Source organism: Streptococcus sp. SV2, assembly GCF_030440175.1.
In the GTDB taxonomy this organism is placed as follows: domain Bacteria; phylum Bacillota; class Bacilli; order Lactobacillales; family Streptococcaceae; genus Streptococcus; species Streptococcus raffinosi.
This window is the reverse complement of sequence record NZ_JAQFJQ010000002.1, coordinates 53,587-80,532: the sequence shown is the minus strand read 5'-3', so window position 1 is coordinate 80,532 and position 26,946 is coordinate 53,587. Positions and strand designations below refer to the sequence as shown.

Genomic DNA, 26,946 nt, shown 5'->3' with positions numbered 1-26,946 from the left:
TAGTTTCACTCCTTTTTCTTATAAAATAAAGCTACCTAAGAGGCTAACGAGGGTAAAGCTGATAGTCACATAAAAGATGGCTAGACGAGTTGTTTGAATGGGTTTATAAAGTCTAATAAGCGTAAGAATACACCAAACGAAGAGCACGGTCACAAACCATCCTGACAGTAAGCGACGTGGTGTAATGCCATAAAGTGCAATATAGACCCCAAAGAGTTTCCAACCAGCGATAAGGGCAAAGAGGCTAGTAAAAGTAAAGAGTAGCGTACTAATCCAACGGAGTCCTTTGTGGTTAAAGATATTTTCTTTTGAGTAAAGATAGAGTCCCACTAAGACACCAAAATTTAGAATAGAAACGCGAACCAATTGCCAGAAGCCCTGAACAGCCATATGTGAGGCTTGGTGGGCTGGGATATTGACTTGGTTGAGAGAAAGGAGTTCTCCCATTTGACTTGTGGCAGTGAGTAAAAATAGGGCATAAGTGAAGCAGAGACTTCCAATCACAATATAAGCTGCCAGTTTTGGGAAAAGACGGGTCTTTTTGAGACTAGTTTCAAGTTGAGTTTGACTGAGTGGCTTATCCTTGGCTAAATAGACTGCAGCCAGTTGGGCAAAAAGTCCCAAAGCTAGAGGAATACTTGAAAGCAAACGGAAGATGATTAGGCCACTGTTTTCGAAGTGAATGTTGAAGTTAAACAAAGTAGCAAGTGTCTGGAAAACTTGTTTCCAAAGTTGTCCGAAAGCAGGTAATACCTGACTGAGCTGGCTGGCAGCAAATACAGTAAGTATCAAGGCTACAAAAATACTAACTAAAATCATCCCCTTATGGAGCTGGCGGTTGTGTCGCTCTTCTGTAGAAAGTTCTTGCTTAGGTCTTGTTTTATAGGGGAGTGTAAAAACTCCAAGGAAAAAATATTTCAGAGGAAAGAGGCAGCTAGTGTAGATGAGGTCTATCCAAACCATAATTCCCAGTCTATCCTGGCTACTTTGTCCAGTTCGTGCCATTAAATAAAGTAAAAAACTGGCATGAAGGCAGAGCATTTGAGCACTTTCCCAACTGTCGTGTAGTCCCCAAAGACTTATTTGCAGACCTTGTAGGAGGCTAGTAGTCATAAATATTCCTGATTCAAGACGCATTCCTCTCTTTTCTTTTCCTGCCAGTAAACGACAGCCAAGTTCGACAGTCATTATGAGTACAATTATTGCCGGTAAGGCGAAAGAAAAATTGGTAAGGTAAGTAACATAGAGGAAGCAGGCGACAAGTAAACTGATAATCAAGCTCTTGAGTTTCCAGATGTCTCTTGGTGAAAGATGTTTCAAGAGTTTTTTTGTTTTGGTTTGCAGACTTTCCTCTTCGTAGGGATACTCCTGAGAGACTACCTGTAAATCGGTATTGCAGTTATTTGTTTCCATCATAATTCTCCTTTAGATTTTAAATCCAAAGAAGACTTTATCATAAAAAATGAAGATAATTGTTACGTAACCGTAAAATTACTAAAAATAGGTCTATGGACTTAGGACTAGAGAAGGAGAGAGGAATAAAACGCCACCATAAAAATTTTTCTCACACGAGATGATAGAATCTGGCTGATGATTGGCAGTATCTTTCTCATTCGAAAAAAGTGTTTGCCTAATTTATAAATGGTTTATCCACTTTCAACCGAAATAGTACAAGGAATCATTTTACTTGATGGTCAAATGATGGTCAAAAGTGACGCTATTTTTTGACATTTTATGTGAGATTGAGGCCTACAGTGATGTTGCAAAAATTCTGAAAATTCGTTGACATGTGTTGTCAAAGTAGTATGATATTAACATAAAAAGAATTTAGGAGGTTCTTATGTTAGGTGTCATCCTACTCTATGTTGGCATGGTTTTAATGAGTAATGGATTTCATCGCTTGGAAGGGATTCCCGACAAATCAAATGTTGTCATGAATATCTTTACAGGTGGTTTGGGATTGATTCTCAATATTATTGTCATTGCTTATGGGGCCTGCACAGGAAAAGGTGCTGACTGGTTTTATGGTAGTGCCACAGGTCTTTTGTTTGCTTTTACCTATCTTTATTCAGCTATCAATACGATTTTTGATTTTGATCAACGTTTGTACGGCTGGTTTAGTTTATTTGTGGCAATTAATACGATACCAGCAGGGATTCTTTGCTTAACATCTGGATATGGTGGTAATGCTTGGTATGGTATTATTTGGTTCATGTGGGGTATTCTATGGCTAACTGCCTTTATTGAAATTAACCTTAAGAAGAACCTAGGGAAATTTGTTCCTTACCTAGCTATTTTTGAAGGAATTGTAACAGCTTGGATTCCAGGGCTTTTGATGCTTTGGGGCAAGTGGTAAGCATTGATTTAAGGAGGAAAAACGATGCAATTGACAATGCGTGAGCAGGAAAAAATGATGATTAGTCTTGCGGCTATGATTGCTCAACGACGTAAAGATAAAGGGATCAAATTGAATCACCCAGAAGCAGTCGCTTTGATTACAGATTATGTACTTGAGGGTGCAAGAGAAGGTAAGACGGTTGCTCAATTGATGGATGAAGCTCGTAATCTCTTAACACGTGAAGATGTTATGGAGGGAATTGCGGAAATGATTCCAATGATTCAAGTTGAAGCTACTTTTACAGACAGTACAAAATTGGTTACTGTTCATGATCCTATTCAGTAAGGAGAAAATGTAATGATTCCAGGTGAATACCATGTGGCGAGTGAGCCAATTGATTATAATGGTGGTTATGAGGCCATTAGTCTTGAAGTGAAAAATGTGGGTGACCGTGCTGCCCAAGTAGGGTCTCACTATCATTTTTACGAAGCAAACGAAGCTGGTCTTCAATTTGACCGTGAGAAAGCACGAGGCAAACGTCTAGATATTCCAGCAGGTACAGCCATTCGTTTCGAACCAGGTGAAACGAAAACAGTGCAACTTATTGACTTTGGAGGCAAACGTCGTATTTTTGGTTTCAATAACAAAGTCAATGGTTTCTTAGACTAGAAAGAGGGCAGATAGATGAGTTTTAAAATGGATCGTAAAGAATATGCTCAACACTATGGACCAACTGTAGGAGATAGCGTACGTCTTGGAGATACCAATCTTTTTGCAGCCATTGAAAAAGACTTCACAGTATATGGACAGGAGTCTAAGTTCGGTGGTGGTAAAGTTTTGCGTGATGGTATGGGTGTCAGTGCTACGGAAACACGTGAAAATCCATCAGTTGTGGACACGATTATTACAGGTGCTACCATCATTGACTATACAGGGATTATTAAAGCGGATATCGGTATTCGTGATGGTAAGATTGTTGCTATCGGTCGTGGTGGTAATCCAGATACAATGGACAATGTGGACTTTGTTGTGGGTGCTAGTACAGAAGCCATTGCAGCAGAAGGTTTAATTGTGACTGCTGGTGGTATTGACCTTCACGTACACTATATTTCTGCTGACCTTCCTGAATTCGGTTTGGATAATGGAATCACAACTCTCTTTGGTGGTGGTACTGGTCCTGCTGACGGAAGTAATGCAACAACATGTACGCCAGGTAAATTCCACATTACTCGTATGTTGCAAGCTGTGGACGATATGCCTGCTAACTTTGGTTTCCTCGCTAAAGGTGTTGGTTCTGAAACTGAAGTGGTTGAAGAACAAATCAAGGCAGGTGCAGCAGGTATTAAGACACACGAAGACTGGGGTGCAACTTACGCAGGAATTGATAATTCTCTTAAAGTTGCGGATAAATATGATGTTTCCTTTGCGGTCCACACTGACTCATTGAATGAAGGTGGATTCATGGAAAACACTCTTGAGTCTTTCCAAGGTCGTACCGTTCACACCTTCCACACCGAAGGTTCAGGTGGTGGACACGCTCCAGATATCATGGTTTTTGCTGGTAAAGAAAATATTTTGCCATCATCAACAAACCCAACCAATCCATACACCACAAATGCTATTGGTGAATTGTTGGATATGGTTATGGTTTGTCACCACTTGGATCCAAAAATTCCAGAAGATGTTTCCTTTGCGGAATCACGTGTTCGTAAGCAAACTGTTGCTGCAGAAGATGTTCTTCACGATATGGGTGCCCTTAGTATCATGACTTCTGATGCCATGGCAATGGGACGTGTCGGTGAGGTTGCTATGCGTTGTTGGCAACTAGCTGATAAGATGAAGGCTCAACGTGGTCCACTTGAAGGGGATTCAGAGTTTAACGACAATAACCGTATCAAACGTTATGTGGCTAAATATACTATTAACCCTGCTATCACTAATGGTATTGCAGACTATATTGGTTCTGTAGAAGTTGGTAAATTTGCGGACCTCGTTATCTGGGAACCAGCTCAATTTGGTGCAAAACCTAAATTGGTGCTTAAGGGTGGTATGTTAACTTACGGTGTTATGGGTGATGCTGGTTCAAGTCTTCCAACACCTCAACCTCGTATCATGCGTAAATTATATGGTGCTTATGGTCAAGCGGTTCACCAAACAAATCTTACATTTGTTTCTCAATATGCCTATGATCACGGTATCAAGGAAGAAATTGGTTTGAATAAGATTGTTCTTCCGGTTAAGAATACACGTAACTTGACTAAGCGTGATATGAAACTTAATGATTACGCTCCAAAAACAATCCGTATTGACCCACAGACCTTTGATGTCTTTATTGATGATGAATTAGTTACTTGTGAACCAATCCATACGACATCATTGTCTCAACGCTATTTCTTGTTCTAAGAAAAAGTGTCATATAAATGAGGCTGGAATTTTTCCTCCAACCTCTTTTGTATTTTATGGCGAAAACGTTTTTAGTGCTTTCTTAAAGCGCTAAATGACTTTGATGCAGTTTTTAAATGTAATAGAAAAGGAAAAAGTATGATTTTTACAAAAGTAGATGCTCTTGTTAAAGATATTGATGTTGATAAATATCATATTGAAACAGTCATTCTTTCAAGTGATGATCTTAATAAAAAAATTATTCGTGTGAAAAGCGACCACGGCAATGAATTTGGTATTCGTCTTGATAAGGGGCAAAAATTGCAAAATGGCTCTGCCTTTTTCATTGATGACCATCATGTTTTGGCGATTGGTGTTGAATCACAGGATTTGATTGTCATTTCTCCTAAAGATATGGATGAAATGGGAATTACAGCTCATATTCTTGGGAATACTCATAAACCAATTGAGGTGAAAGATGCCAAGATTTATTTGGAAGTTGACCCTGTTGTAGAGCAAGTATTGACTCAAAAAGACATTGCCTACACGATTGAGGAAGTGGTCCTTGACAAACCCCTTCGTCACGTGAATTTGACTGCCCATGAACATTAATCCTTTTGCTAACGTGTCTTTGCGAGACTATCTTGAAATTGTTCAAATTGTTGATTCAACCTTTCCAATTGGATCATTTAACCACTCTTTTGGGATGGAAAATTATCTGCGTGAAGACACTGTAACAGATGATAAGGGCTATGAGGAATGGCAAGAGGCTTATTTAGATAGCCAATTTAAGTATGGTGAAGGACTTGTGATTAAGCTAGTCTATGATGCCATGACTTCTGATGATTTGGCTCAAGTTTGGCAATATGATAAGACTTTGACTGTTTCGACGCAAGCGCGTGAAACCAGACAAGGAACGAAGATGATTGCTAAGCAAATGTTGCGCCTGATTCAAAGGCTACATGCTATTCCAGTATTGGATGACTATCAGTCCAAAATACGTAAGGGTGAGGTTTATGGTAATCCTGCTATTGTCTTTGCGCTTTATGTCTTCAACAAGGGGATTGGTTGCAGTGAGGCCATAGCACTTTATGGCTATAGCGTTATCTCGACTATGGTTCAAAATGCTGTTCGTGCCATTCCCCTTGGACAATTTGCTGGACAAGAGATCGTTTTACGTAGCTTTTCACAATTAGAACACATAACACAAGCCATTCAAGAGCTGGATGCGTCCTACCTTGGGGCCAATACACCTGGTCTTGAATTAGCTCAGATGAAACATGAAACTCAGGTGTTCCGCCTATTCATGTCTTAAAATATCAACAAGGTTGAGAGGAAAAAACAATGACAAAACGTACTGTAATTATTGGAGTTGGTGGACCTGTTGGTTCAGGGAAGACTCTTTTGCTTGAACGTCTCACACGACGTATGTCTGACCTAAATTTAGCGGTTATTACCAACGATATTTATACCAAAGAAGACGCCCTTTTCTTGGCGAAAAATTCAAGCCTAGATGAAGACCGTATCATTGGTGTAGAAACTGGTGGATGTCCTCATACTGCGATTCGTGAGGATGCTTCTATGAACTTTGAAGCGATTGAAACCCTTCAAGAACGCTTCAACCATGATTTGGATGTTATCTTCCTTGAAAGTGGTGGAGACAACTTGGCTGCGACATTTAGCCCTGACTTGGTTGATTTCACTATTTACATTATTGACGTTGCTCAGGGTGAAAAAATCCCTCGTAAGGCTGGTCAAGGGATGATTAAGAGTGACCTCTTCTTGATTAACAAGACTGACCTTGCACCTTATGTTGGAGCTAACCTCGACCGTATGCGTGAAGACACCCTTCATTTCCGTAACGAGGATTCTTTCATTTTCACAAATCTGAATAATGAAGACAATGTTAAGGAAGTAGAAACATGGATTCGCAAGAATTTCCTACTAGAGGATTTATAAGATGACGCAAACATATGATGGTTTTGTCCATCTTGGTTTTTCGAATCGAAATGGTCGCACAATCTCTCATAAGAAATACCAAGAGGGTAACTCTCGAGTGTCAGCGGATAATTCGGATGCCAATGGTGTGCCTTACTATTTTCTCATTAATATGGGTGGGGGATTTGTCGAGGGTGAACAGTATCAAGTAACCATTGATGTTAGTAAAGATGCTCATGCCCTAGTGACAACCCAAACACCGACTTATGTCTACAAGTGTGAAAAGGGACAGTTAACGCAACAGAATACGTCCATCACACTTGAAGAAGATAGTTATTTGGAGTACATGGCTGATGAAGTGATTCCTTATTTAAAATCACGCTATTTTCAAACCAGTCGTATTGATATGGATAAGTCTGCTCACTTGATTTATTCAGATGGTGTGACGGCGGGCTGGTCACACGAGGATTTACCATTTCAATACCATTATTTTCGTAATTTGACACAGATTTACCAAGATAATGAGCTTGTTTACAGTGATCAGACCCTTTTGGAGCCTCAAAAACAAGATATGTTTAAGCTTGGTTATTTTGAGGGATGGCGCAATTACAATAGTTTGGTAATGGTGTCTCCAGCTATTGATGAAGCCTTTGTCAAGGCTTTGCAGAAGCACTTAGAAGACTTGAATCTAGAGTCTGACTTTGCTATCTCAGCCTTGGATATTCCGGGTCTGGTTTTACGTATCTTGGGAAAGACTGCTGAAGATAATCGTCGTGTGATTTATGCTTGTGCTGATTATTTTAGACAAGAAATATATGGATTAAGTCCTTTAAATTTGAGAAAAAATGATATGAGGAGATAAAAATGCATATTCCTGAAAATTACCTAAGTCCTACGACTTGTGCAGCAATGGGAGCAGTGATGTTGCCTATTTGGTATAAGGCTGTCAAAGAAGTGAAGGTAAAGGTGGATACAGATAAGCAAACGATTCCTATGTTGGGAATTGGGACTTCCTTGTCCTTCCTTATCATGATGTTTAACCTTCCAGCGCCAGGTGGAACGAGTGCTCACGCCGTTGGTGCGGTATTGATTGCTATTTTATTGGGTCCGTGGGCCTCCTGTTTAGCGGTTAGTGTTGCTCTGGCTATGCAGGCCTTACTCTTTGGTGACGGTGGTATTTTGGCTTTTGGTGCTAATACTTTTTGTATGGCTGTTGTTATGCCATTTGTAGGTTACGCTGTTTATACTCTTTTGAAAAAGTGGACCAAGAACAAGATAATCGCAAGCTTCTTTGGTGGCTACATTGGTATTGTGGTTGCGGCCTTGACAGTTGCTGTCTTACTTGGTATTCAGCCGATTTTCTTTAAAGATAGCAGTGGTAACCCTCTTTACAATCCTTACCCATTGTCGGTGACGATTCCAGTTATGGGTGTGACTCACCTCTTAATTGGTCTGGTAGAAGGTTTCTTCACGGCCGGTGTTCAACAATTCATTGAACGTTTAAATCTTGAGAATAATAAACAAACGACTGTCAAAAAGCTTCGTCCTTTGTTGTTGTTTATCTTGGCCTTGATTATTTTAACTCCCCTTGGATTGTTGGCCACTGGAACAGCCTTTGCTGAATGGGATGTTCAAGAGTTGGTGGAAAAATTGTCCCACTATCATGTGGAAGCTCAAGCACCAAAAGGTATGCTAAATGGCTTCTCATTCCACGCCATCTTCCCTGACTATAGTATTGCAGGAATTCCTGAAGTCTTGGGTTATATCCTAAGTGCAGCATCTGCTGTTCTGATTTCCTTTGTCATCTACCGCTTGATTTTTGGTAGAAAGGTTGAAAAATGATTCTGCCAGATTGGATACTAGAAAAACGCCCAGCAGTGACTAAAGTTGGGAAAAACAGCTTTCTTATCCGAAATCGTCACCATTTGGAAGCTCTTATCCAAAAGTTTGAGACACATCCTGTGCCAGTCGCATCCATCTTTCATCCAACGACTAAGGTTTTACTTCTCCTCTTGTTTCTTTTTTCGGTTGGGATTAGTCAAAACCTCACAGTCCTATGGATTCTAGGCTTAGTCTTAGGATTTGGTGTGGCTTTCCTACCCCATTCCGTTTTAGTTAGTACCTTAAAAAAGACCATTTTATTATTGGTCTTCCCTATAATTATTTATCTGCCTCATCTCTTATTTAGCGGTGGACAAACCCTCTTTCTTTTAAGGCTTCCCTTGATTGCTTTGGCCATTGCCTATTATTCGGAGACGAGTACGATAAGTGAGATGCTAGCTGCCTTAAAGGGTCTGCATTTTCCTGACCTTATCCTACTCCAGTTGGATATTACCATAAAATATATTGATGTTTTTGGGAAACAATTAATGGACTTGCTTAAAGGAATTGAGGCACGTAGCTATGGTGGTAACCACCGTTTCCAAATTGGGAGCAATGTCTGGGGAATTCTCTACCTTAAAGCAATACGTTATGGTGAGGAACTCACTCAGGCCATGGAAGCCCGTTGCTTTGTTGGTGAGTATGTCAAGTCATCACGGTCGTTCACATGGAAGGATTGGGTTGCTTTGATAGGATTAGTAGTAGTAATTTTAGGACAAATTCTTTTAGGAGGATGAGATGTTTCAATTGAATCAGGTGTCCTGCGCCTATGATCAAAAAAAGGTCTTCACGGGTCTTGATTTGGAGATTAGACAAGGGCAATATGTGATGTTGATGGGGGAAAACGGAACAGGGAAGTCGAGTCTTATCAGTTTATTGACAGGATTCAAGCAGGAAGAGTCTGGCCGTATTCTTTTCCTAGGGAAAGAGGTCAGGGAATGGTTGAAGGACAAACGTCAAAAACGTGATTTCTATAGTCGGTTAGGTATTCTTTTTCAAGATGTAGATAGTCAGCTTTTTAATAGTACGGTCTATGATGAGATTGCTTTTGGGCCTCGTCAGTTAGGTTTGACTGAAGAAGAAGTCTCAAAACGTGTTGAGGACACCCTAACGCTACTTAAAATTGACGATTTAAGGGACCGAGTGCCCTATCAACTGTCTGGTGGTGAAAAGAAGAAAGTAGCCTTTGCCAGTATTATGGTAACCAATCCAGATGTCTATATTCTTGATGAACCCTTCAACAATCTCTCTAAAGAATATGAAGAATTTTTTAGAGAGCTCTTACATGAGCTTCATTCGGCCGGCAAAACCATTATCATGTCAGCTCATCACTTTAAGCATCTTCATCATGAGAAGGCAGATGTTCTTCTTTTTGAGAATGGGAAGGCTGATTTCTTCCCTGCAAGGGAGGTTCTCAGTAATCAGCAAGTGATTGAGCGCTTATCACATTACTAATGAGTAAAAAGGCAGAAAATCGTTATTGGTTTTCTCCCTTTTTTATTTTGTCAAACAATTGATACTTCCGAGTGATAGAATTTTCTTATCACCTTGATTATGTTTAAGTATTAGTTAAGACTAGTGATTTTTGTTACAATTAGAACAATCAATCTCAAAGGAGACAATTATGAAACTTAAAAAAATTCTTGGAATTACGGGTGTAGCCATTGCTTCAGTAGCTTTGCTTGCTGCATGTTCTTCAAAATCAAAAGATACATCTTCAGATACATCTTCTTCAAAATCATCTGAGGCTAAAGAAACTGTTAATTTTGCAACGGTCGGAACAACAGCACCATTTTCATATGAAAAAGACGGTGAATTAACTGGTTACGATGTGGAAGTGGCTAAAGCGGTCTTCAAAGACTCTGACAAGTATGAAGTGAAATTCCAAAAAACAGAATGGTCTTCAGTCTTTACAGGTCTTGACTCAGCTAAATACCAAATGGCTGGGAACAATATCTCTTACTCAGAAGAACGTGACCAAAAATACCTCTTCTCATATCCAATTGGAACAACACCTGCAGTCTTGACGGTTCCAAAAGATAGTAAAATCAAGAAGTATGATGACATCGCTGGTCACTCTACACAGGTAGTTCAAGGAACATCAACAGCTACTCAATTGACTGAATTCAATGATAAACATTCAGATAAGCCAGTTGAACTCAACTACACTAATGAAAACATTACACAAATGTTGACAAACTTAAATGAAGGTAAATACGACTTCAAGATCTTTGATGCACCAACTGTTAATGCAATTATCAAAAACAATAAGTTGACAAAATTGAAGACCATTGAACTTAAGTCTGATCAACAACCATACATTTACTTCTTGTTTGCTGATAATCAAAAAGACCTTCAAAAATTTGTAAATAAACGTTTGGAAGAACTCCAAAAGGATGGTACTTTGGCTAAATTGGCTGAAAAATTCCTTGGAAATAAAGATTATATCCCAACTAAAGATGCTTTGAAAGTACCAAGCAAAAAATAAGAAATTAGGCTGAGGATAGATATTTCTCAGCATTTTCTTATAAATAAAATTTAGGATAGGCTATAGCTAATAACTATAGATTCATACAATTATAAACAATTTGCTACAATTCTCATCCTATGGGATAATAGTTTTACACTTAAAACAATTTAAAGGAGCTTATGATGAAATTTAAAAAAATTCTTGGAATTGCAGGATTAGCAGTCGCTTCAACAGTAGCCTTGGCTGCATGTGGTGCTGGTGGTAACAAGTCAGCTAAAGATGATAAAACATTGACAGTTGGTATCATGACATTGGATGATGCAACTGAACCAGTATGGGATAAGGTCAAAGAATTGGCTAAAGAAAAAGGCGTAACGATTGAGTTGAAAGAGTTTACGGACTACAACCAACCAAACGAAGCCCTTAAAAATGGTGAAATCGATGTCAATGCTTTCCAACACATTTACTTTTTGAATAACTGGAATAAAGAAAACAAGGGTGATGTTGTTGCTGCAGCAGATACACTTCTTAGCCCTATCCACCTTTTCTCAGGTACTGAAAACGGAAAAGCTAAATACAAAGATGTTAAAGATCTTCCTGAAGGAGCTACTATCTCAGTACCTAATGATGGTACAAATGAAAGCCGTGCATTGACTCTTCTTCAAACAGCTGGTTTGATTAAATTAGATGTTAAAAAAGGTGAATTGGCAACAATCAAGAACATTTCTGAAAATCCAAAGAAATTGGAAATCAAAGAAATCGCAGCTGAACAAACAGCTCAAACTCTTTCATCTGTAGATGCAGCAGTTGTTAACAACTCATATGCCCAACAACAAAATGTTAACTACGATACAACCCTCTTCCAAGAAGATCCAAGTCAAGATTTGAAAGATTGGGTTAACATCATTGCAGCTAACAAGGATTGGGAAAAATCAAATAAGGCTGATGCAATCAAAGTTTTGATTAAAGCTTACCAAAATGATGAAGTTGCCCAAACCATTTATGATGCCTCTAACAAGGTTGACCTTCCAGCATGGAAAGGTGCACCAACACAAGATCAATTGAAAGCTAATTCAAAGAAATAAGCTAAGGGCGGAAGGGCGTGTGAGAACACGCCGTTTTGTCTTGTATGAAGGAGACGAATTTGATGGCATTTTCTAGTGAAGAAGAACAGTTACAAAAGTTCCGTAATGACGAAACTGCTCAACACTATTTTGAAGTTTTGCGGACTTTGATTTCTAAAAAATCTATTTTTGCTCAAAATATTGGTCTCTATGATGTGGCTGCCTACCTTGGTGAAATCTTTTCAAGGATAGGTGCAGAGGTGACGATTGACGAGACCTATACGGCACCTTTTGTCTTGGCAAAATTTAAGAGTCCAAATCCAGATGCTAAGACCATTATCTTTTATCAGCATTATGATACTGTTCCTGCGGATAATGATCAGCCTTGGACGGATGAACCTTTTCGTTTGACTGTTCGTAAGGGTTACATGTATGGTCGTGGTGTTGATGATGATAAGGGGCATATCACAGCTCGTCTGACAGCCCTTCGTAAATATATTCGAGAGGTCGGTGACCTTCCTGTTAATATCACGTTTATGATGGAAGGCGCTGAGGAATCTGCCTCAACTGATCTTGAAAAGTATTTGGAAAAATACCGTGACGACCTTCTTCCAGCAGATCTTTTGGTTTGGGAACAAGGTAACCGCAATAGTAAAGGACAACTAGAAATCACAGGCGGCAACAAGGGGATTATTACTTTTGACTTGTCTGTTGAGAGTGCCGATGTTGATATTCATTCTAAATTTGGTGCTGTGATTGAATCTGCGTCATGGTATTTACTCAATGCTATCTCTAGTATGCGTGATGATCAGGGACGGATTCTCATTGATGGTATCTACGATAAAGTGATTCAACCTAACGAACGCGAGATGGATCTCATTGAGACCTATGCTATTGAAAATGCAGACAGCCTTCGAAAAATTTACGGGCTAAAACTTCCAATTTTGGAAAGTGACCGCCGTGATTTCTTAAAGACTTATTACTTTGAGCCAGCCCTTTCTATTGAAGGAATCTCGACAGGTTACCAGGGGCAAGGGGTTAAGACTATCTTACCAGCGCAAGCCAAAGCTAAAATGGAGATGCGTTTGGTTCCTGGCTTGACACCTGAGTATGTTTTGGAGCGTATCAAGGCCCATCTTAAAAAAGAAGGATTCGACCGTATTAAGGTAACCTTCACTCTTGGTGAAGAAAGTTATCGTAGCGATATGTCTGATCCGGCTATTGTCAATGTTATTGAGTTGGCAAAAGGCTTTTATGAGGAAGGTGTCGCTGTACTTCCAACGGCTGCCGGTACTGGACCTATGCATATGATTTACGAGGCTTTGGGTGTTCCTATGGCAGCTTTTGGGATAGGAAATGCTAATAGCCGTGACCACGGTGGGGATGAAAATGTTAGCCTAGCAGACTACTATACCCACATTGAACTAATTAAGGAGTTAATTGCAAGTTATGAGTAATGTCATTATTGATTTGAAAAATATTGATATCACCTTTACACAGAAACGCCGCACTATCCAAGCGGTTAAAGATGTATCTATCCAGATTGAAAAAGGTGATATTTACGGAATTGTTGGTTATTCAGGGGCTGGGAAGTCTACCCTGGTGCGTGCTATTAATCTTTTGCAAGTGCCTACAGCTGGTCAAATCACTATCGGTAAGGATGTGACTTTTGCAGATGGTAAGGTCCAATTAACGACAAAAGAGTTGCGTCAAAAACGTCAAACAATTGGGATGATTTTCCAACACTTTAACTTAATGGCTCAGAAAACGGCTTATGAAAATGTTGCCTTTGCCCTCCGCCACTCTAAGTTAAGCAGTGAAGAAAAGGACAAAAAAGTTCATGGCCTCTTGGAGTTGGTTGACTTGGCTGACCGTGCAGAAAACTATCCTGCACAGTTGTCAGGTGGACAAAAACAACGTGTAGCGATTGCACGTGCCTTGGCCAACGATCCTGAAATCTTGATTTCAGATGAGTCTACATCAGCCCTTGACCCTAAAACGACTAAGCAAATTCTGTCACTTCTGCAAGATTTGAATAAGAAACTTGGTTTGACAGTGGTTATGATTACCCACGAAATGCAAATTGTTAAAGATATTTGTAACCGTGTGGCTGTCATGCAAAATGGTCAACTTTTGGAAGAAGGCAGTGTCCTTGATATCTTCTCAAATCCACAAGAAGATTTGACACAAGAATTTATTGAAACTGCAGCGGGAATTGAAGATGCTTTGACTAAGATTAATGCGCAACCTTTGGTTAAAAACTTGCCAAGTTCAGCTCTTCTTGTTCAACTTAAATACGCTGGTTCTTCCACAGATGAGCCACTCTTGACTGAAATCTTCAAAGATTACGGTGTTTCAAGTAATATCCTTTATGGAAATGTTGAAATTCTCGGTGATACACCTGTTGGTGAATTGGTCGTTGTTTTGGATGGCGATTCTGACAAGGTTATTGCAGCGCAAAAAGCGATTGAAAATGCAGGTGTTAACTTGCAGGTACTTAAGAAAGGAGCCCAATAATGGCAGATTGGATTCAACAAAACTTTCCAGATATTTATCGTATCGGTATGCAAGGGGTTAACTCTTGGCCAGATGCCATCTACGCAACTCTTTATATGACCGTGATTTCCTTCATCATTGGGGGACTTCTTGGTCTGGTCATGGGACTCTTCTTGGTATTGACAGGACCTCGTGGGGTTATTGAAAATAAATTTGTTTTCCAAATCCTAGATAAGGTGACTTCTATCTTTCGTGCCATTCCTTTCATCATCCTCCTAGCGATTTTGAAAGGCTTTACTTACTTCATCGTAGGGACTAACCTTGGGATGACAGCGGCCTTGGTTCCATTGTCAGCGGCAACCTTCCCATTCTTTGCCCGTCAAGTACAGGTGGTACTTGCAGACTTAGACCGTGGGGTAATTGAAGCAGCGCAAGCTAGTGGTGCGACTCTTTGGGATACGATTAAGGTTTACCTTGGTGAAGGTCTACCTGAGTTGGTTCGTGTATCAACCGTGACCCTGATTTCACTCGTGGGTGAAACTGCTATGGCCGGTGCCATCGGTGCAGGTGGTCTTGGTTACATTGCCATCTACTATGGATACAACCGTTCAAATACTTCCGTCACTATCTTGGCAACCTTGTTGATCCTGATTTTGATCTTCCTTATCCAATTTGTCGGTGACTTCTTAACTCGTAAATTGAGTCATAAATAAGAGTGGAAAGCCTGCTTTCAACAGGCTTTTTTCATGTCTTGACGATTTGAGAAATATATCATAATATGGAAGTCAATGAATGTTTTGTGGTTTTGTTAACCACATAAAAGGAGTTAATGAGTTATGCAACGTTTTATTTCAACGTGGAATAGAACCAGCTTGATAAAGCGTATTGCCATTGGTGTGGTAATCGGTGCTTTGCTTGGTTTGCTTATTCCTAAGATTACAGTTATTGGTCTCTTGGGAGATATGTTTGTTGGTGGTTTGAAGGCCATTGCACCCCTCTTGGTTTTTGCCTTGGTTGCCAATGCCCTTTCCCAAACACGTGAAGGCCAACAAAGCAACATGAAGACGGTAATTGTTCTCTACCTATTTGGGACCTTTGCTGCAGCTTTGACAGCTGTGATTTCCCACTATATTTTTCCAATTTCATTGAAATTGGGAGCAGCCGCAGCTACCAAAGCAAGTGCACCTCAGGGGGTTGGTGAGGTGTTTAAGGATTTATTGCTTAAGATGGTGGATAATCCTATTAACGCCTTGGCTCAAGCCAACTATATTGGGGTTTTGGTCTGGGCTGTTGTCTTTGGTTTTGCTATGCGAACAGCCAGTCAACACACTAAAGAATTGCTTAATACCTTGGCTGAGGTGACCTCTCAAATCGTGCGTTGGATTATTAACCTAGCACCATTTGGTATTCTTGGTCTTGTCTTTAATACGATTTCTGAAAATGGTATTGGCGTCTTGGCAGATTATGGAGTTCTTATCCTTGTTCTGGTTGGTACTATGGCCTTTGTTGCCTTGGTGGTCAATCCAGCCATTGCCTTTGTGATGATGGGCAAGAATCCTTTCCCATTGGTTTTCCGTTGTCTGAAAGATTCTGGGATTACTGCCTTCTTTACCCGCTCATCAGCTGCCAATATCCCCGTCAACCTTCAATTGTGTGAAGACCTTGGTTTGAATCCTGATACTTACTCAGTTTCTATCCCTCTGGGCTCAACAATTAACATGGCAGGGGCAGCCGTGACAATTAATGTTTTGACACTGGCTGCAGTGACTACTTTGGGAATTGAGGTTGACTTTGCGACAGCCCTTATTCTTAGTGTAGTTTCAGCTATTTCTGCCTGCGGTGCCTCAGGTATTGCAGGAGGTTCCCTTCTCTTGGTCCCCGTAGCATGTAGCCTCTTTGGTATTTCAAATGATCTGGCCATGCAGGTTGTCGGTGTCGGCTTTATCGTCGGTGTCATCCAAGACTCATGTGAAACGGCCCTCAACTCGTCAACAGATGTTCTCTTTACAGCAGTAGCAGAAAAAAGCCGTTGGAATAAGGCTTAGATAATAAAAAAGGTCAGCCTCTGGGGCTGACCTTTTTGAGGTTATGTAGTCAACATAGGCAAAGACTATAGCTAGCTCAAGGATTTGTCATCTTTAAAATACCCATAAAATGTGGTAAAATAAACGTCTCTAATAGAAAAGGGTGAGATATTTATGACTAATAATCTATTAGTACTTCAATCGGATTTTGGTTTGGTTGATGGTGCTGTTTCGGCCATGATTGGTGTGGCTTTACAAGAAGAGCCAAGCCTAGGAGTGCACAACTTAACCCATGACATCACTCCCTATAACACATTTGAAGCTTCCTACCGTCTCTTTCAAACCGTTGAATACTGGCCAAAAGGGACAACTTTTGTATCCGTAGTTGACCCTGGTGTCGGATCGTCACGAAAAAGTGTGGTTGCTCTGACTAAGACTGGGCAATATATCGTTACTCCCGACAATGGCACACTTTCTTATATTAAAAAGAATGTTGGTATCGTGGCTGTTCGAGAAATTTCAGAGGTTGAGAACCGCCGTAGTAATACCGAGCTATCTTATACCTTCCACGGACGTGATGTTTATGCTTATACAGGTGCCAGATTAGCCTCTGGTCATATCAGTTTTGAAGATGTTGGACCCGAGTTACCTGTGGAGAAAATTCTAGAACTTCCAGTGGTTGAAACCATCATAGAAGATCATTTGGTTCGTGGTGCGATTGACATTCTAGACGTCCGTTTCGGATCGCTTTGGACCTCAATCACACGTGATGACTTTTACGCTTTGGAACCAAACTTTGGTGATCGTTTCGAAGTGACCATCTTTAACAATGATATGTTGGTCTACCAAAACCAAGTTACCTATGGAAAATCTTTTGCGGATGTTCGTATTGGTCAACCAATTATTTATATCAACTCCCTCTATCGTGTGGGACTAGCCATTAACCAAGGGTCTTTTGCCAAGGCCTATAATGTCGGTGTAGGATCTAACTGGCACATTGAAATTAAACGTTTAGGAGATTAAAGTAAAATTATGAAAAATAATTCAATTCGTACAGTAGTTGCGACAGGTATTGGTGCAGCACTCTTTATTATCATTGGTATGTTTGTTAACATTCCTATTTTTGGGAATACTAGCATCCAACTGCAATATGCAGTTCAGGCTCTGTTTTCAGTAATATTTGGCCCCATCACAGGTTTCTTCATGGGCCTCATTGGTCATGCGCTTAAGGATGGTATCCAATACGGAAGTATTTCATGGGCTTGGGTTCTTGCTAGTGGTGTTATAGGTCTTGTCATTGGTCTATTTCGTAAAAAATACGATGCAACAAAAGGGGTTCTGACATTTGGAAATATGATTTGGTTTAACCTCATCCAACTCTTATCTCTTATTATTGCGTATGGTGTTGTGACACCAATCGGTGATAAAATCCAATTTGCGCAAGAATGGTCTTACCTCTATGCTCAAGGTTTTGTTGCTGGATTGGCAAACTTTATTACAATTGCAGTTGGAGGGACGGCTCTACTTGCAATTTACGTCCACTCACGTACACAATCAGGTAGTCTTACTAAAGACTAGAAATAATTTATAGCAGAGTGTGGCTTGTCAAGATTTTTTTGATAAGCCCTCTCTTTTTTAGTAGAAACATGGATAAATACATTAGTTTTAATCAGTTTACATTTCAATATGATGCGCAAGCGGAAGCTACAATCAAAAATATCAGTTTTGATATTGCCAAGGGTGAGAAAGTACTTATCTTAGGCCCGTCTGGTAGTGGAAAATCAACCCTGGCCCAGTGTCTTAATGGTATCATTCCTAACATTAACAAAGGTCAAGCGCAGGGGCAGGTGACTATAGGCGGCCAAGACATTTTCAATCAATCAATCTATGATAGGTCTCAATTGGTATCTACGGTGTTACAGGATCCAGATGGTCAGTTTATTGGATTGACGGTAGCTGAAGATTTGGCCTTTTCCTTGGAAAATGATTGTGTCAATCAAGGTGAGATGAAAGATAAGGTGGCTCTCTGGGCCGAACGTTTGAATTTGAGTTCTCTCTTGGGTCATCGTCCTCAAGATTTATCAGGTGGACAAAAACAACGGGTCAGTCTAGCTGGGGTCTTGATTGATGAGAGTCCGATCCTCTTATTTGATGAGCCGTTGGCAAATTTGGATCCTAAATCGGGCCAAGAAACGATTGCCCTTATTGATAAAATTCACAAGGAAGTAGGAGCCACGACGATTATTATTGAGCATCGTCTGGAAGATGTTCTTTATCGTCCTGTTGACCGTGTTTTATTGGTCAATGATGGGAAACTCCTCTTTAACGGTAGCCCGGATGAGCTTTTATCAACTCCTCTCTTGTTGGATAATGGTATTCGTGAACCCCTCTATGTGACGGTTTTACGTCAGTTGGGATTTAACACAAAAAGTGCAGAGCAACTCAGCCAACTAGAAACTTTGGACCTGTCTGGTTTAAGCTTGCCAGACAGAACGAGAAAGGTTCCATCTGAAAGTCAAACAACTCCTATTTTAGAGGTGGGGAAACTTAAAGTTGGCTACGGAGATAACCTACCTATAATTGAGAACATGTCCTTTAGTCTGAAAAAGGGTGAGCGTCTAGCAATTGTTGGTAAAAACGGAGCTGGTAAGTCAACGCTTGCCAAGGCTTTATGTGGCTTTGTCCCTAGTCACGGCAGGCTGATTTATAAAGGTCAGGATATTAGCCAGGATAGCATCGCTGAGCGTTCGGAACGTATCGGGTTTGTTTTACAAAATCCTAACCAGATGATTAGTCAAGCTATGATTTTTGATGAAGTAGCTTTAGGTTTACGTTTGAGAGGTGTTGACGAGTCAGAAGTTGAAGAGCGTGTTTATGAGGTTTTGAAGACCTGTGGCCTCTATAGTTTTCGTAAATGGCCCATTTCTGCCCTATCATTTGGTCAGAAAAAGCGTGTGACTATAGCTTCTATCTTGGTTTTGAAACCTGAAATCATTATCTTAGATGAGCCAACGGCTGGTCAAGATTACCAAACGTATACGGATATCATGACTTTCCTTGACAGTCTTCAGCAGCAAGGCCATACGATTGTAATGATTACCCACGACATGCAACTTATGTTGGAATACAGTGATCGTTGTTTGGTTGTCGTTGATGGTGCGATTATTGCAGATGATAATCCTGTCGCCATCCTCAATCAGCACGACCTGTTGAAGGCAGCTAATCTGAAACAGACATCACTCTATACCTTGGGTCAGAAATTGTCCTGTGATCCAGTAGACGTGACAGAGTATTATATTGATAAAATTAACAAAGGTGGCCCTTATGTCTAATCGTTTAATTGGTTATCAATCAGGTCAAGGTTTCCTTTATGGATTATCTGGTGCAAGTAAAATGATTTTCTTCATTTTAGTATCAGTTGCTTGTATGGCAACTTACGATCCTAGATTTATATTAGTAATAGGTTTTCTATCTATTTATCTTTTCAAGCGAGCTAATATTCGATGGAAAGATGTTTCATTTGTTGTTGAAATCATTGGAGCCGTTGCCCTCTTTAACTTAGTCATGGTTTATCTTTTCGATCCTAGCTATGGTGAGGAGATTTATGGTACTAAGACCGTATTGGTTGAAGGATGGGGCCGCTTTTATTTAACCAGTCAGGAGATTTTCTATCTTGCTAATCTCTTGCTTAAGTATTTTTCAACGGTTCCTCTTGCCATTCTCTTTCTGATGACTACCCATCCGAGTCAGTTTGCAGCTAGTCTTAATCAGATTGGATTGCCTTATAAATTTGCCTACTCCGTTAGTTTGACATTGCGTTATATTCCAGATGTTCAAGAAGAATTCTTTACGATTCGCAAGGCCCAGGAAGCGCGTGGCTTAGATTTGTCGAAGAAGGCAGGTCTGGTTAAGCGCATTCGTGGGAATCTACAAATTGTTCTTCCATTAATTTTTTCTTCGTTAGAGCGTATTGATACCATATCGACAGCTATGGAATTACGCCGCTTTGGTCGCTATAAAAAACGTACCTGGTATGTTCATAAATCTTTGACTAAGCAAGATTATCTTGTAATCTTATTAGCGTTTCTGCTGTTAGGGATTAGTCTAGGATTGATTTTCCTGAATCAGGGTCGATTTTACAATCCTTGGTTATGATATTAGGGTTAAAGATTGTATGGATTTTTGCAACAATAAAAAACGTTCTAGTCCTGTTCATTGTGAACAAGATTAGAACGTTTTTCTGTTATTTCAAATACCCCAAATAGTCAAATTTTTCTAGTGTTCGATTGTCAGCAACGACTAGGATAGTTCCTTCATTAGGCAGCTGTTTCGTAGGGTCAAAATGAGTGTTTAGTTTTCCATTTTCATCGTTTCTAAAACCAATGACATTGACGTTGTAAGTTTTTCGGAGATTCAAGGTGTGCAAAGATTTTCCTGCCCATTCATGAGGAATCCTAAGCTCGATTAAAGCCACGTCATCCTCTAGATGAAAGACATTTGAAATGTTATAGCGGAGTATGTTGGAAGCCAGTTCTTTTGCCGTACTGCGTTCGGGTGTAATGACGAGGTTGGCTCCCATACCATAGAGAACCTCTTCGTAATTGATGCTTTTAGCTTTAGCAATGATACGTTTAATCCCTAGCTTCTTACAGTGCAAAAGAGCCAATGCTGAAGACTCCAGATGCTCCCCTGTAGCAATAATAACGGTATCACAGCTCTCAATACTAGTTGAGCGAAGAAAATCAATGTCAGTAATATCCCCCACAGCAGCCTTAGTTACCCGATCTGCTAGAGAATCAATGGTTTTAGGATTGTTATCTAAGGCAATGACATCTTGGCCAAAAGTGGAAAGTTCGGTTGCGATGGTTTGTCCAAAAATCCCCAAACCGAGGACGCCAATAATTTGTGTTTTCATGTAGAATCCTTTCAGAATTTTGTTAATGAATTGGTTGCTTTAGCCAACAGAGATGTCAGTTGGTGAGTAGGAAACCTGTTTTTCTTTTTTGGTCATCAAACTCAAGAGAACAGTGATGGGACCGACACGACCAATGAACATGAGAGCCATGATAACGAAGCGCCCTATGGTATTAAGACTAGGAGTCAAATCCATAGACACACCGACTGTGGCAATAGCTGACACACTCTCAAATAGCAAGGCCAGTGGTGAGAGATTTGGATTGGTTTCAAGCAGAATAACATAGCCGACAAAGAGCATTGTTAGGAAAAAGAGTATAACTGTGAATGCTTGCAAAACAGTCTTATTAGATATAATACGATTTCGAAAAACAACGCTCGAGTTACCAGATAGCTCTGACTTAAAAAGTAGGAACATGATGGAGGCAGTTGTCACCTTGATACCACCCGCAGTTCCTCCAGGTCCACCACCGATAATCATCTGAATCATAAAAAGAAGATTTGTGGAGAAATCGGCCTTGGTATAGGAAATCGTTGCGAAGCCAGCAGTACGCATGGTTACAGTTTGAAAGAAACTGACCATAAGTTGCTGCCAAACGTTGAGAGTACCGATTGTCTTAGAGTTATCCATTTCCAGTAGCCAAGCTAACAAGGTTCCCACCAAGAGGATACAAGTTGTACTAATAAGCACAAGACGGCTTTGATTACTAAGGGGTCTACAAGCTAATTTCCAATTCCTTGGACGATCTTTAATATAACGTCGCAATAGTTGAATCAAATCAATCCAGACTGCAAAACCCAAACTTCCAGACATGATGAGACCTGCGACAGCAAGGTTTATTGTTGGATTGGTCGCATAGTCTTGTAGACTGTTAGCTCCTAAGTTATCAAAACCAGCGTTACAAAAAGCTGAGACCGCTAGAAATAGACTGTTAAAAATGCCGTGACCAAGTCCAAAGCGAGGGATAAAATCAGTCATAATCACTAGTGCCGCTAAAGCTTCAATGGAAAAAGTTATTTTATATACCTTGAAAAGATAGGATTTTAAATCTTTTTGATTGTCCCTGCTGAGTGCAGATTGAAGGAGATCTTGATCGCTCAAGCCCAATTTATTTTTAAGGCTATAGGTACTGATAGCAATCAAAGAGACTAGCCCAAGACCCCCGGTCTGCATGAGAAGCATGGAGACAATTTGACCAAAACCATTGTAAGCTTTACTAACAGGAACCACAGAAAGTCCAGTCACACAGACCATTGATACCGTGTTGAAAAGATGGTCTAGATAGTTTGTTTCTGGACTATTAGCATAGTGACTAATGGGAAGACTAAGTAAGATACTTCCCACCAGAATGACAAAGACAAAACTAAGCACAAGTCTTTGAGTGACAGAAAAACGATTAATCAATGAAAACCTCCAAATTTACCATAAGGGGAAACAATAATCCAAGGAATCAAAAACATCCTTGGATGAACGTTATAGTGGCTTCTTATTAGGCATTCCAGCACGACGAGGGTACTTGTTTGGAGTTTCTTTTTTCTTCTCGACAATGGTAATATGACGCCCATCACCATTTGGTAAATGGTAGTTATCGTTGAGAATAGGTTTGGCAAAAAGGAGGTTCAAAGCATTCTTAGCTTCAGCCAATTCTTCATCGGCAGCTGCAGCCTTAAGTGCAATGAGTTGTCCACCAACCTTCAAGAAAGGAATGGTCAATTCTGAGAGAATCTGCAGACGTGCAACAGCACGGGCAGTCACCACATCAAATTGAGCACGGAAGGACTTATCTTGACCAAAATCCTCGGCACGTCCATGATAGAAGTGAACACCGCTAAGTTGCAGCTCATCTGCCAAGAGATTGAGAAAATTGATGCGTTTATTGAGAGAATCAATGATGGTCACTTCAAGCTTAGGACAAAGAATCTTCATAGGGAGACTTGGAAAACCAGCTCCAGCCCCAATATCTAAGAGTCGAATATCTTGATTTTTGATATGTCCTTGCAGAACGGGAGCCAACGAATCATAGAAATGCTTAAGGTAAACATCGTTTTTATCAGTGATTGCCGTAAGATTGATTTTTTCGTTCCATTCTACCAATAGCTCAAAATAGCGTTGAAATTGGTCTTTTTGCTGCTGACTCAGATTGAATCCCTCTTCTTGTAGAGCTTTGTAAAAATCTTCAGGTGTCATTTTTATATTCCTTTTAAATAGTTTCAATGCTCTTATTTTACCATAATTAAGGCCTTTCATCTAACACCAAAAATGAGCGAACATTAGGAGCGAACGTATTTTTCATTATCTTTTAAAGAAGTTCTAAGTTTAAGAAATATGTAATATTTAAGGTGTTATTTTTTCTTAAAAATCTGATATAATACTAATTAAGTCTAAAATCATAATTACTCGCTTAAAAGAAAGTGACAATATAGTTGCTTTAATGAAAGGCGGTTGTGGGGGATTATGGTCTTGTGGATTAAAAATCACTCCCCGTGAGGAAATTTAGTTTGAGGATTGACAATGATTTATCTTTCAGAAGTTAGAAAGTCTCCAGAAGGGCTTGCTTTTAACGAAGCACCTTTACTTTTGGAGTCTATTAAAGAACGCTATAATCAGGTTTTAAATCTTGAACAGATTCAAGCAAGTGGACAGGTAGTCTATGATAATGGTTTGTACCTTTTGGATTATCAATTAGCTTATAATATTACATTACCATCTAGCCGTTCTCTTGAGCCTGTAACGCTTAGTTTTAACTATCCAGTCTCGGAGACCTTTATTCAAGAGGCAGATGCCCTTCTACAAAAGGAATTAGTCGAAGAAAACTTGGTTCTTATCTTGGATGGTGATGCCATTAATCTAGATGAGAGTATATTGGACAATATTCTTCTTAATATTCCTATGAAAGTCTTAACACCAGAAGAAGAGAAAGGTCAAATTTCTCTTTCAGGAAATGACTGGGAAGTCCTGTCGGAAGAGGAATATGCAGCCCTCCAACAAGAGAAAAAAGAGGCAAGTAATCCTTTTGCCCAATTGAATGGTCTATTTGATGAAAATTAATTCAAAAAAATAAACTAAAAATGTTTGACAATTTTAAAACTGTATATTATTATATCATTAGAAGTTAATTTTCAGATTTATTTGCTAAATAAATCGACAGACTTTTAAAGGGAAATAGAAGTCAAAAAAATTTAAGAAAGTGGTAAATACTTATTATGAGCAAACGCATTTTGATTGTTGAAGATGAGAAAAACCTTGCTCGTTTTGTCTCGTTAGAACTTCAACACGAAGGATACGACGTTGTGACAGCAGACAACGGACGTGAAGGACTAGAAATGGCACTTGAGAAAGATTTCGATCTTATTCTCTTGGATCTTATGTTACCTGAGATGGACGGTTTTGAAGTAACTCGTCGTCTCCAACAGGAAAAAGATACTTATATTATGATGATGACAGCTCGCGACTCAATCATGGACATCGTTGCCGGATTGGATCGTGGTGCTGATGACTATATTGTAAAACCATTTGCGATTGAAGAACTTTTGGCACGTATTCGTGCGACCTTCCGTCGTCAAGATATTGAAGCTGCTAAGAATGCACCAGCTAAAGCGTCAACTTACCGTGACTTGAAATTAGATGTTCAAAACCGTACAGTTGTACGTGGTGATGAAGCTATCCCATTGACAAAACGTGAGTTTGATTTGTTGAACACACTTTTGAGCAATATGAACCAAGTGATGACCCGTGAAGAACTTTTACTTCAAGTTTGGAAATATGATGATGCTATCGAAACAAACGTTGTAGACGTTTATATTCGTTACTTGCGTGGAAAAATTGATGTTCCAGGCAAAGAATCATATATTCAAACGGTACGAGGCATGGGTTATGTTATTCGTGAAAAATGAGTAAATTACAAGATAAATTATTCGGTAAAGTAACCATTAGAAAAAAGTTGACCATGACAACTGCTGTGGTCTTCTTTCTTGTATTATCGATGTTCACCCTCGTTGTTGTTTTTTCAGCAAATACGCTTCTTTTACAACGTGAACGTCAAAATGTAAATGCTACCATCTCAAAGGTTGTTACATACATTGAAAAAGACTGGGATTCTGATGAAGAATTAAGTCCAGAACCGCTCTTAGCTGCCCTTTATTCGCCTAAAAATATCTATGCATCAATTATTAATGGCGTGCTTTCTGAAAAGCATTCTCTAGATGGCCAAGTTGCGATTTCTAATAAACTCTATTCAAATCAGTCAGTCTTTGTTTATGACAAAAAAGGAACGTTTATCTTTACCTCTGAGGAGAATACAGATTCTCCACCAGGCATGTCTGAGGTTAACAAACTAAAGTCAGTGTCTTATAAGGGAAAACGTGGCTTCTTGCTAGAGGTTCCGATTTATGGTAAAGATAAAAAGACAATAGTTGGTTATGCCCAAATCTTCCATGATTTGGAATTCTATTATGCCCTCAAAGAGCGTCTGATTTTCTTATTGATTTTCCTTGAAGTAGGGATGACGGTCTTGGTCATCGCAGCGACTGTCGTTGTCTTGACATCTATTCTTCGTCCGATGAGACAGTTGCACGAGACTATGGGGGTTATTACCGATTCACCAAGTGATTTGGAGCTCCGTTCTAAGATTGAAAGTCATGATGAAATTGGTGATCTGGCGGTTAACTTTAACCGTATGATGGATAAAATCCAAGAGAATAATCAGATGCAGATGCGCTTCTTGAGTGACGTGAGTCACGAGTTGCGTACTCCGATTGCCGTTATCAAGGGACATATGGACCTCTTGCAACGTTGGGGTAAAAATGACCCTGAGATTTTGGAAGAAAGTCTGGAGGCTGCAAGCCATGAGGCCAACCGTATGACCATTATGATCAATGATATGTTGGATTCTATCCGAGTTAAGGGATCCTTTGAGAATCACAGAAATGACACTTGTGATTTGAATTCTTCAATTCGTACGGTTATTGGGAACTTCCGTGTTTTGCATGAAGATTACCAATTCTATCTCAATGATTTTGAAAGTTCTGAGCGTCCAGCACAGATTTACAGCCAACACTTTGAACAGGCTATCACAATTTTGATTGATAATGCCGTCAAGTATTCACCTGTTGACAAGGAAATCCAGGTAACAATTAAAGCTCTGGAAAATGAAATGTTGGTACAGGTACAAGATAATGGTGAAGGAATTTCTAAAGAGGACATCGAACATATCTTTGAGCGCTTCTACCGTTCAGACAAGGCACGTAATCGTACTACAACTCAATCTGGTGTGGGTATTGGTTTATCAATCCTTTACCAAATTGTGGAAGCTTACCGATGCCGTATTGAAGTTAGTTCTGAATTGGGTGTCGGTACACGTTTCGACCTCTATATTCCTTTTGCAGGGGCAGAAACTACGTCACCACAACTTGAACTTTAAGTAAGAAAAAATGAGTGCT

The 26,946-nt window shown here is 39.8% G+C and carries 28 protein-coding genes; 24 read left to right on the top strand and 4 right to left on the bottom strand.

What is annotated here, in order from left to right; all coding sequences use genetic code 11:
* Positions 1–18: 18 nt before the first annotated feature.
* Positions 19–1,413, bottom strand: a complete 1,395-nt coding sequence (locus tag PCY14_RS01580; protein ID WP_301363086.1) for a DUF4153 domain-containing protein — start codon at positions 1,411–1,413, stop codon at positions 19–21.
* A gap of 427 nt (positions 1,414–1,840) precedes the next feature.
* Between PCY14_RS01580 and PCY14_RS01575 the strand changes: the two genes are divergently transcribed.
* From PCY14_RS01575 to PCY14_RS01475, 21 genes are all read left to right on the top strand, one after another.
* A complete protein-coding gene (locus PCY14_RS01575) occupies positions 1,841–2,356 on the top strand; it encodes an AmiS/UreI family transporter (protein ID WP_021145014.1) in 516 nt (171 codons plus the stop codon).
* Positions 2,357–2,380: 24 nt separating this feature from the next.
* Entirely contained in the window at positions 2,381–2,683 is a 303-nt protein-coding gene (locus PCY14_RS01570) for an urease subunit gamma (protein ID WP_002886558.1), read from the top strand.
* 12 nt (positions 2,684–2,695) lie between these two features.
* Positions 2,696–3,007, top strand: coding sequence for an urease subunit beta (locus PCY14_RS01565; protein ID WP_002886559.1), 312 nt, complete (start codon positions 2,696–2,698; stop codon positions 3,005–3,007).
* A gap of 15 nt (positions 3,008–3,022) precedes the next feature.
* Positions 3,023–4,741: an urease subunit alpha gene (gene ureC / locus PCY14_RS01560; protein ID WP_002889219.1), complete on the top strand. Its 1,719-nt coding sequence runs from the start codon at positions 3,023–3,025 to the stop codon at positions 4,739–4,741.
* Positions 4,742–4,879: 138 nt separating this feature from the next.
* A complete protein-coding gene (gene ureE / locus PCY14_RS01555) occupies positions 4,880–5,332 on the top strand; it encodes an urease accessory protein UreE (RefSeq protein ID WP_008535851.1) in 453 nt (150 codons plus the stop codon).
* The gene (locus PCY14_RS01550; RefSeq protein WP_021145017.1) at positions 5,322–6,035 is read left to right on the top strand and encodes an urease accessory protein UreF; all 714 of its coding nucleotides are present in this window, start codon (positions 5,322–5,324) and stop codon (positions 6,033–6,035) included. Before ureE ends, PCY14_RS01550 begins: the two co-directional genes overlap by 11 nt.
* Positions 6,036–6,064: 29 nt before the next feature.
* Complete coding sequence (ureG, locus tag PCY14_RS01545) at positions 6,065–6,679, top strand: urease accessory protein UreG (protein WP_002889216.1); 615 nt, start codon at positions 6,065–6,067, stop codon at positions 6,677–6,679.
* 1 nt (position 6,680) lies between these two features.
* A complete protein-coding gene (locus PCY14_RS01540) occupies positions 6,681–7,520 on the top strand; it encodes an urease accessory protein UreD (protein ID WP_021151426.1) in 840 nt (279 codons plus the stop codon).
* Positions 7,521–7,522: 2 nt separating this feature from the next.
* Positions 7,523–8,500: a cobalt transporter CbiM gene (gene cbiM, locus PCY14_RS01535; RefSeq protein WP_164376368.1), complete on the top strand. Its 978-nt coding sequence runs from the start codon at positions 7,523–7,525 to the stop codon at positions 8,498–8,500.
* Positions 8,497–9,276 carry an energy-coupling factor transporter transmembrane component T gene (locus tag PCY14_RS01530; protein WP_164376369.1) on the top strand — a complete coding sequence of 260 codons (780 nt, stop codon included), beginning with the start codon at positions 8,497–8,499 and terminating at the stop codon, positions 9,274–9,276. The genes cbiM and PCY14_RS01530 overlap by 4 nt, the downstream gene beginning before the upstream one ends.
* Before the next feature lies 1 nt (position 9,277).
* The gene (locus tag PCY14_RS01525; RefSeq protein ID WP_164376370.1) at positions 9,278–9,994 is read left to right on the top strand and encodes an energy-coupling factor ABC transporter ATP-binding protein; all 717 of its coding nucleotides are present in this window, start codon (positions 9,278–9,280) and stop codon (positions 9,992–9,994) included.
* A gap of 169 nt (positions 9,995–10,163) precedes the next feature.
* Positions 10,164–11,027 carry an amino acid ABC transporter substrate-binding protein gene (locus PCY14_RS01520; RefSeq protein ID WP_164376371.1) on the top strand — a complete coding sequence of 288 codons (864 nt, stop codon included), beginning with the start codon at positions 10,164–10,166 and terminating at the stop codon, positions 11,025–11,027.
* A gap of 164 nt (positions 11,028–11,191) precedes the next feature.
* Positions 11,192–12,094 (top strand): MetQ/NlpA family ABC transporter substrate-binding protein, encoded by a 903-nt coding sequence (locus tag PCY14_RS01515; protein WP_008535865.1) that lies wholly within the window; start codon positions 11,192–11,194, stop codon positions 12,092–12,094.
* Positions 12,095–12,156: 62 nt separating this feature from the next.
* On the top strand, positions 12,157–13,530 hold the full coding sequence (locus tag PCY14_RS01510) for a M20/M25/M40 family metallo-hydrolase (protein WP_293923405.1): 1,374 nt from the start codon (positions 12,157–12,159) through the stop codon (positions 13,528–13,530).
* A complete protein-coding gene (locus PCY14_RS01505) occupies positions 13,523–14,590 on the top strand; it encodes a methionine ABC transporter ATP-binding protein (RefSeq protein ID WP_301363085.1) in 1,068 nt (355 codons plus the stop codon). Before PCY14_RS01510 ends, PCY14_RS01505 begins: the two co-directional genes overlap by 8 nt.
* Positions 14,590–15,282, top strand: coding sequence for a methionine ABC transporter permease (locus PCY14_RS01500; RefSeq protein ID WP_002889200.1), 693 nt, complete (start codon positions 14,590–14,592; stop codon positions 15,280–15,282). Before PCY14_RS01505 ends, PCY14_RS01500 begins: the two co-directional genes overlap by 1 nt.
* A gap of 123 nt (positions 15,283–15,405) precedes the next feature.
* On the top strand, positions 15,406–16,614 hold the full coding sequence (gene sstT, locus PCY14_RS01495; protein WP_008535875.1) for a serine/threonine transporter SstT: 1,209 nt from the start codon (positions 15,406–15,408) through the stop codon (positions 16,612–16,614).
* Positions 16,615–16,767: 153 nt separating this feature from the next.
* Positions 16,768–17,616: an S-adenosyl-l-methionine hydroxide adenosyltransferase family protein gene (locus tag PCY14_RS01490; protein WP_008535880.1), complete on the top strand. Its 849-nt coding sequence runs from the start codon at positions 16,768–16,770 to the stop codon at positions 17,614–17,616.
* 9 nt (positions 17,617–17,625) lie between these two features.
* Positions 17,626–18,171: an ECF-type riboflavin transporter substrate-binding protein gene (locus tag PCY14_RS01485; RefSeq protein ID WP_301363084.1), complete on the top strand. Its 546-nt coding sequence runs from the start codon at positions 17,626–17,628 to the stop codon at positions 18,169–18,171.
* A 68-nt stretch (positions 18,172–18,239) separates the two neighbouring features.
* Positions 18,240–19,925: an ABC transporter ATP-binding protein gene (locus tag PCY14_RS01480; RefSeq protein WP_021151433.1), complete on the top strand. Its 1,686-nt coding sequence runs from the start codon at positions 18,240–18,242 to the stop codon at positions 19,923–19,925.
* Positions 19,918–20,748, top strand: a complete 831-nt coding sequence (locus tag PCY14_RS01475) for an energy-coupling factor transporter transmembrane protein EcfT (protein ID WP_021151434.1) — start codon at positions 19,918–19,920, stop codon at positions 20,746–20,748. The genes PCY14_RS01480 and PCY14_RS01475 overlap by 8 nt, the downstream gene beginning before the upstream one ends.
* An 88-nt stretch (positions 20,749–20,836) precedes the next feature.
* Here PCY14_RS01475 and PCY14_RS01470 read toward each other — a convergent pair whose 3' ends face one another.
* From PCY14_RS01470 to rsmG, 3 genes are all read right to left on the bottom strand, one after another.
* Positions 20,837–21,508, bottom strand: coding sequence for a TrkA family potassium uptake protein (locus PCY14_RS01470; RefSeq protein ID WP_021145032.1), 672 nt, complete (start codon positions 21,506–21,508; stop codon positions 20,837–20,839).
* Between the two features lie 39 nt (positions 21,509–21,547).
* A complete protein-coding gene (locus PCY14_RS01465; protein ID WP_164376374.1) occupies positions 21,548–22,912 on the bottom strand; it encodes a TrkH family potassium uptake protein in 1,365 nt (454 codons plus the stop codon).
* 69 nt (positions 22,913–22,981) lie between these two features.
* A complete protein-coding gene (rsmG, locus tag PCY14_RS01460) occupies positions 22,982–23,695 on the bottom strand; it encodes a 16S rRNA (guanine(527)-N(7))-methyltransferase RsmG (protein ID WP_008535891.1) in 714 nt (237 codons plus the stop codon).
* Positions 23,696–24,019: 324 nt separating this feature from the next.
* On the opposite strand from rsmG, the gene PCY14_RS01455 reads away from it, so the two are divergent.
* The 3 genes from PCY14_RS01455 to PCY14_RS01445 all read left to right on the top strand — a co-directional run bounded on the left by PCY14_RS01455 (position 24,020) and on the right by PCY14_RS01445 (position 26,927).
* Positions 24,020–24,556: a YceD family protein gene (locus PCY14_RS01455; RefSeq protein WP_008535894.1), complete on the top strand. Its 537-nt coding sequence runs from the start codon at positions 24,020–24,022 to the stop codon at positions 24,554–24,556.
* A 155-nt stretch (positions 24,557–24,711) separates the two neighbouring features.
* On the top strand, positions 24,712–25,401 hold the full coding sequence (locus tag PCY14_RS01450; protein ID WP_002883757.1) for a response regulator transcription factor: 690 nt from the start codon (positions 24,712–24,714) through the stop codon (positions 25,399–25,401).
* Positions 25,398–26,927 carry a HAMP domain-containing histidine kinase gene (locus PCY14_RS01445; RefSeq protein WP_002889189.1) on the top strand — a complete coding sequence of 510 codons (1,530 nt, stop codon included), beginning with the start codon at positions 25,398–25,400 and terminating at the stop codon, positions 26,925–26,927. Before PCY14_RS01450 ends, PCY14_RS01445 begins: the two co-directional genes overlap by 4 nt.
* Positions 26,928–26,946: the final 19 nt, after the last annotated feature.